The organism is Candidatus Megaera venefica (assembly GCF_034554655.1).
In the GTDB taxonomy this organism is placed as follows: Bacteria; Pseudomonadota; Alphaproteobacteria; order Rickettsiales; family Rickettsiaceae; genus Megaera_A; species Megaera_A venefica.
This window is the reverse complement of record NZ_JARJFB010000114.1, coordinates 1-6,055: the sequence shown is the minus strand read 5'-3', so window position 1 is coordinate 6,055 and position 6,055 is coordinate 1. Positions and strand designations below refer to the sequence as shown.

At 35.4% G+C, this 6,055-nt stretch carries 5 protein-coding genes; 4 read left to right on the top strand and 1 reads right to left on the bottom strand.

The window, feature by feature from the left end:
- Window positions 1-206 precede the first annotated feature (206 nt).
- Window positions 207-500, top strand: a complete 294-nt coding sequence (locus tag Megvenef_RS06820; RefSeq protein WP_322777224.1) for a hypothetical protein — start codon at window positions 207-209, stop codon at window positions 498-500.
- 296 nt (window positions 501-796) lie between these two features.
- Here Megvenef_RS06820 and uvrA read toward each other — a convergent pair whose 3' ends face one another.
- Window positions 797-3,685, bottom strand: a complete 2,889-nt coding sequence (gene uvrA, locus Megvenef_RS06815) for an excinuclease ABC subunit UvrA (protein ID WP_322777223.1) — start codon at window positions 3,683-3,685, stop codon at window positions 797-799.
- 149 nt (window positions 3,686-3,834) lie between these two features.
- Between uvrA and ssb the strand changes: the two genes are divergently transcribed.
- Genes ssb through Megvenef_RS06800 form a run of 3 tightly spaced genes read left to right on the top strand, consistent with a single transcriptional unit; the run spans window position 3,835 to window position 5,808 of the window.
- Window positions 3,835-4,281: a single-stranded DNA-binding protein gene (ssb, locus tag Megvenef_RS06810; RefSeq protein WP_322777222.1), complete on the top strand. Its 447-nt coding sequence runs from the start codon at window positions 3,835-3,837 to the stop codon at window positions 4,279-4,281.
- A complete protein-coding gene (locus Megvenef_RS06805; protein WP_322777221.1) occupies window positions 4,262-5,101 on the top strand; it encodes an alpha/beta fold hydrolase in 840 nt (279 codons plus the stop codon). Before ssb ends, Megvenef_RS06805 begins: the two co-directional genes overlap by 20 nt.
- A gap of 17 nt (window positions 5,102-5,118) precedes the next feature.
- Window positions 5,119-5,808 (top strand): queuosine precursor transporter, encoded by a 690-nt coding sequence (locus Megvenef_RS06800; protein WP_322777220.1) that lies wholly within the window; start codon window positions 5,119-5,121, stop codon window positions 5,806-5,808.
- Window positions 5,809-6,055: the final 247 nt, after the last annotated feature.

Sequence of the window (6,055 nt, the reverse complement as noted above, 5' to 3'; positions counted from 1 at the left end):
AAAAAATGAATGTGCGGTGATTTATTTTTGAAATTCTTGAAATTATATCAAAAATTTAGAGTTTTGACGGAGAGACTAATTAATAGAAGATTTTGGCACCAATCTTTATCTAACATGCTCTTTTTTTAATAATATTTATTTTATTGACAATACATCACTTTATATATAAGTTACATTAAAATATTTTAATTATTAGGTAAAAATATATGAAATCGACAATTACATTTAATGCTGGAACCAATACTACAGTTCAAAATATAAACTTAGGTAATAATAATCTAGATATAGTATTTCAGCCTGGAGCATCTTTGACTGTGGGTGATCGTACTATACAAAATAATACTCCCAACAACATTATATTTAATTTTCCTATACTAACTAGCTGTAAACCAATTGGCTACAATACATTATTTAATAATAATAATGATGATAATAATCATGATGGATGCGCTCCATTAATAGGACATTATGAGGAACCTCAGCTTATAGAAATTTGCTAATTATCATTATTTGGTTAGGACTTAAATCCCGCCCGAGGAACAGAACTTGAGCAACTTAACAAGTTATCCAGGGCTGACCCATAACTGTCTGAAGTTAACATTACCCGCCATCTACGTCTTGACAGTCATCCCAGACTTGACCCCGGATCTTCTTCTGTTGACTGTCATGCCTAGGTCAAGCCTCAGGCATGACAGTAGTGTATTACCTAAGAAGGCGTAACCGCACCTACGTTGTTGCGCACGGCCGCGCTAAATTAACTATCCTAATCTCAATTAAGTTACTATATATGTATAGTTTATAATGAAGATAACTTTAACCCCTTACAACGACTCATACATTGTTTTAAATATCTACCAGTATGGCTGTCCTGGCAAGCAGCGACCACTTCAGGTATACCTTCGACAACGATCGCCCCACCTTTATCACCGCCCTCTGGGCCAATATCAATGATGTAATCCGCCGTCTTAATTACTTCCATATTGTGCTCAATAACAACCACTGTGTTACCTTTATCAACTAATTTATGCAGAACCATAAGTAGTTTTTTGATATCGTCAACATGTAACCCTGTTGTAGGTTCATCAAGAATATAAAGAGTCTTACCAGTTGAGCGTTTTGAAAGCTCTTTAGCTAACTTTACTCTCTGAGCCTCTCCTCCAGATAATGTTGTTGCAGATTGGCCAATTTTAATGTAACCAAGCCCTACCTCTTTAAGAGTAGCAAGTTTTTCAAATATTGCCGGTACTTTTTTGAAGAATTCAGTGGCATCTTCAACTGTCATATCAAGCACATCTGCAATATTTTTGCCGTTATATTTTACTTCTAAAGTTTCACGATTGTAACGCTTACTATTACAAACATCACAATTTATATAAACATCGGGCAAGAAATGCATCTCTATCTTAACTAACCCATCACCTTGACACGCTTCACAACGACCACCTTTGACATTAAAGGAAAAGCGGCCAACTTTATATCCCCTAATTTTTGATTCTGGTAGCTCTGTAAACCAATCACGAATTGGCGTAAATGCTCCAGTATAGGTAGCTGGGTTTGACCTAGGTGTTCTACCAATAGGAGATTGATTAATATCAATAACTTTATCTATATGTTCAAGGCCAGTAATCGACTTATATTCTCCGGGATAAATCTTAGAAGTTGGTTCAAGGTACTTAAGGGCCGCTTTGTAAAATGTATGGATCACTAGGCTTGACTTCCCACTACCAGAAACACCGGTTATTGCAGTAAATGTCCCAAGCTTAATAGTCATGGTCAAATTTTGTAGGTTATTTACATCCGCACCAGTCAAAACTATTTGTTTTCCTTCGTGACCTTCCCTGATTTTATCAGGTATTGAAATATATTTTCTACCACTCAAATACTGCCCCGTAATGCTATCAGGAGATTTCATTATTTCCTCAGGCGTACCTTGAGCAATAATTCTTCCTCCATGAATTCCAGCACCAGGACCCACATCAATGATATGCTCTGACTCAAGCATTGTTTCATCATCGTGCTCAACGACAATAACAGTATTACCAAGGTCTCTTAGACTCTTAAGCGTGGCAATAAGGCGAGCATTGTCGCGCTGATGCAACCCTATAGACGGTTCGTCAAGAACATATAAAACTCCACTCAATCCACACCCAATCTGTGAAGCAAGTCTTATCCTTTGACTCTCTCCGCCGGAAAGCGTACCTGATTCTCTAGATAAACTTAAATAATCAAGTCCCACGTTATTAAGAAATTTTAGTCTTTCTTGAATCTCTTTAACTACCCGAGTAGCAATTTGTCTTTGCTTTGCATTTAATTTTGAATCAATATTTGAAAACCAATCCTGTGCTTCGTGAATCGTTTTAGATGCAACTTGCCCAATATTAAGATTATCTATTTTTACACATAACGATTCCTGCTTAAGCCTATAACCATTACAGACAGAGCAATTATGTTTTGACATGAACCGATGTAATTCCTCTCGCATCCAGGATGCATCTATCTTTTTATATTTTTCTTCTAGGCTTGGTATAATACCAGCAAAAATTTGATCAATAGTCTCACTTTTTCTGTCATCATTATACTCAAAACTTATAATCTCATCACCTGAACCATAAAATAAGACTTTTTTCACTTTGTCAGAAAGCTGCGAAAATGGAGCTGAGAGCTTAAAATTATAGTGCTTCGCAAGCGATTCAAGTGTATCTATAAAAAACTTTGAAGAGGACTTACTCCAAGGAACAATTGCTCCATCTTTAATGCTAATATTATCATTAGGCACAATAAGTTGTTCATCAAAAAAAGATTCTTTACCTATCCCTTCACAAGCAGTACAAGCACCGAACGGACTATTAAAAGAAAAAATCCGCGGCTCAATCTCTTCTAGCTGAAAACCAGATTCTGGACAGGAATATTTTTCCGACAGAATAATGCGTTCTCCCTCGCGGTATTGTGTATTATGTTTTTCTGGTAGGGAAGAAATTTCAATATATGTAATACCCTCACCAAGTGCCAAAGAAGCTTCAAGACTTTCAGCGACCCTATTTCCAAGTGAATCAGAAATTACCAGTCTATCGATGACAACTTCTATTGTATGTTTTTTATTTTTATCGATTTTAGGTAATTCATCTAAATTACAAAGCTCTCCATTAAGATACACTCTCTGGTAACCATGCTTAAACAAATTAGCTATTTCTCTTCTAAACTCACCTTTTTGCCCACGCACCATAGGAGAAAGAATATATAATTTCGTTCCTTCTGGCAGACTAGTTACTATATCCACCATTTCCGAAACGGACTGACTTTTTATTGGCAAACCAGTAGCTGGTGAATATGGAATTCCAATTCTTGCATACAATAATCTCAAGTAATCATAAATCTCAGTGATCGTTCCAACTGTTGACCTAGGGTTTTTAGATGTAGTTTTTTGATCAATAGCAATAGATGGAGAAAGACCAGATATAGATTCTACATTTGGTTTATTTTGCAGGTGCAAAAACTGTCTGGCATACGACGATAGGCTTTCGACATAACGCCTTTGACCTTCTGCATATATGGTATCAAAAGCAAGAGATGACTTGCCCGAACCACTAAGCCCCGTTATAACAACAAATTTGTTTCTAGGTATATCAACATTAATATCCTTGAGATTGTGCTCCTTTGCACCCCGTACTTTGATATATTCTTGCATAAGCCTCTTGACTCAAAATCAGGTTGGTTAGTATTATAGGCAGCAAGAACATGTTATTGCAATAGCAATTTGCATTATATTTTTGTTTGACGGCAAAATATTATGTGATATAGATTGTATTATTTAAATAATTTTTTGATGGTTTTGTAATGGCAGGCAGTCTAAACAAAGTAACCCTAATTGGCAATTTAGGTAAAGATCCAGAGATTAGAACCACAAGTGATGGTAGAGAGCTGGCAAATTTCAGTATTGCTACTAGTGAAAGCTGGAAAGATAAGGTTACTGGCGAAAAAAAAGATAAAACTGAATGGCATAGGATTGTAGTCTTTAACGAAGGACTAGTTCGCGTTATAAAAAGCTATGTAAAAAAAGGAAGTAAACTCTACATTGAAGGTCAACTACAAACCAGGAAATGGACAGATAACGATAATCAAGAACGCTATACTACAGAAATAGTGCTTCAAAACTATAATTCCAGCTTAATATTACTTGATTCAAAAGGTGAAGGTTCAGGAGAGAGCTACGGTACCAACGGATCTAAACAAAACCCTACCAATTTTGACAATAGTGATTTAGATGATGAAATACCTTTCTAATATTAGACTTCTTTTTCTGCTGCTCTTAGCGGCTGTTTTCTTATCAGGATGCAAAACTGTTACATATGGCCATGAGCCTGGTTCTATAGGAGATATGTATGGTTTTAAAAAAGTGCTAGTAAAAGGTGGAGATTTTTGGATAACCACTTATCAAAAAGTTGCTAATAAGCATGATCCGTTTGTGTTCTATATTGAAGGCGACGGGGCTGCTTTTAATGGTAAGTTTAAGATCTCAAGAAATCCTACTCCTAGAAGGCAGATGTTTATAAATCTTGCTGCAATGGACGAAAGGCCGAATGTTGTTTATATAGCACGACCATGTCAATACACTCCAATGCATATGAACCCTAAATGTTCAAATCATCAATATTGGACAAATAAGAGAATGTCCGATGATTCTGTTCATGCTATAAATGATGTAATTAACAGCATAAACAACAAACAAAAATTTAGCTTGGTTGGATATTCTGGTGGTGGCGGTATAGCCGTACTTGTAGCTGCACGAAATTACATGGTTGGAGACATCATTACACTGGCCGGTAACCTTGATCATAAGGCATTTACAACTCATCATAATGTTACGCCTATGATTGGATCGCTAAATCCAATTGACTATGCCACTCAAGTAAGGCATATACCTCAACTCCATATCTCGGGAGGAAAGGATCCTATTATACCTCCATTTATTGCAGATAAATTTGTTCAAAAAGCTTCTTCTTCTTGCGTTAAGCAGCAAATATTTGAAGACGTTTCGCATAAAGATGGATGGAAAAAAATCTGGGAATATATATATACCAAACCAATCAAATGTTATGATTAAAATTATAGGTACATTTTATGCCAGAATTACAAACGAATCGAAAATTTAAATATTACGATATAATTGCAATTGCCTTTATTACTTGCCTTATAACAGCTAATTTAGGAGCCACTAAACTTTGGCAATTTGGGTCACTTACTTTACCTGGTGGCATTCTCGTTTTCCCGATGTTATATGTGTTGAATGATATATTAACTGAGGTATATGGTTTTACGGCCAGTAGAAAAGTTATTTGGCTTGCCTTATTTAGCAATCTTTTCTTAACTCTAGTTTTGTATGTTGTTGTTTATTTACCACCTTCTGAGCATTGGAATAACAATGAAGCTTTTATACAAATTTTTTCTTTAACACCCAGGATATTTGTTGCCTCTCTAGTTAGTTATTTTATTGGCGAGCTACTTAATGCATCAATCATTTCTACTTTAAAAATAATGCTTGAGGGTCGTAATTTTGCTCTACGCGCAATATTAAGCACGTGTGTTGGTGCTTTTATAGAAACAGCTATTTTTGCAAGCATAGCCTTCGGGTTAAAACTTCCAGTTAGTCATCTTTTATCAATGATTTTTACCCTTACTGCACTCAAAGTTTTATATGAACTAGCCGTGCTACCAATAACAGTTAAAGTTACCTGTTATTTAAAGAAAGTTGAAAATATGGATTCATATGAAAAGCCTTCTTGGCATGGAGTCATGGGCTGGTCAAAATAATAAAAGCATTGCTTAAATGCTCTAAAAAGCATCAATTATTAGCGTTTGAGCAATTTATAATATGTTACAAGCAACTTTGATAAACCTCTAAAGATATCTTGAACTTGATAAGGAACACAAAGCCCCTAAAGTTCAGGATCTATTTTTGCGCGATTTCTTATATTTTATTTAGTCTCTCCGTCAAAACTCTAAATTTTTGATATAATTTCAAGAATTTCAAAAATAAATCACCGCACATTCATTTTTT

What these genes read in the sequence shown, in the direction of transcription:
- uvrA (WP_322777223.1), bottom strand. Translation starts at nt 3,685, where the DNA reads ATGCAAGAATATATCAAAGTACGGGGTGCAAAGGAGCACAATCTCAAG.
- Megvenef_RS06805 (WP_322777221.1), top strand. Translation starts at nt 4,262, where the DNA reads ATGATGAAATACCTTTCTAATATTAGACTTCTTTTTCTGCTGCTCTTA.
- Megvenef_RS06820 (WP_322777224.1), top strand. Translation starts at nt 207, where the DNA reads ATGAAATCGACAATTACATTTAATGCTGGAACCAATACTACAGTTCAA.
- ssb (WP_322777222.1), top strand. Translation starts at nt 3,835, where the DNA reads ATGGCAGGCAGTCTAAACAAAGTAACCCTAATTGGCAATTTAGGTAAA.
- Megvenef_RS06800 (WP_322777220.1), top strand. Translation starts at nt 5,119, where the DNA reads ATGCCAGAATTACAAACGAATCGAAAATTTAAATATTACGATATAATT.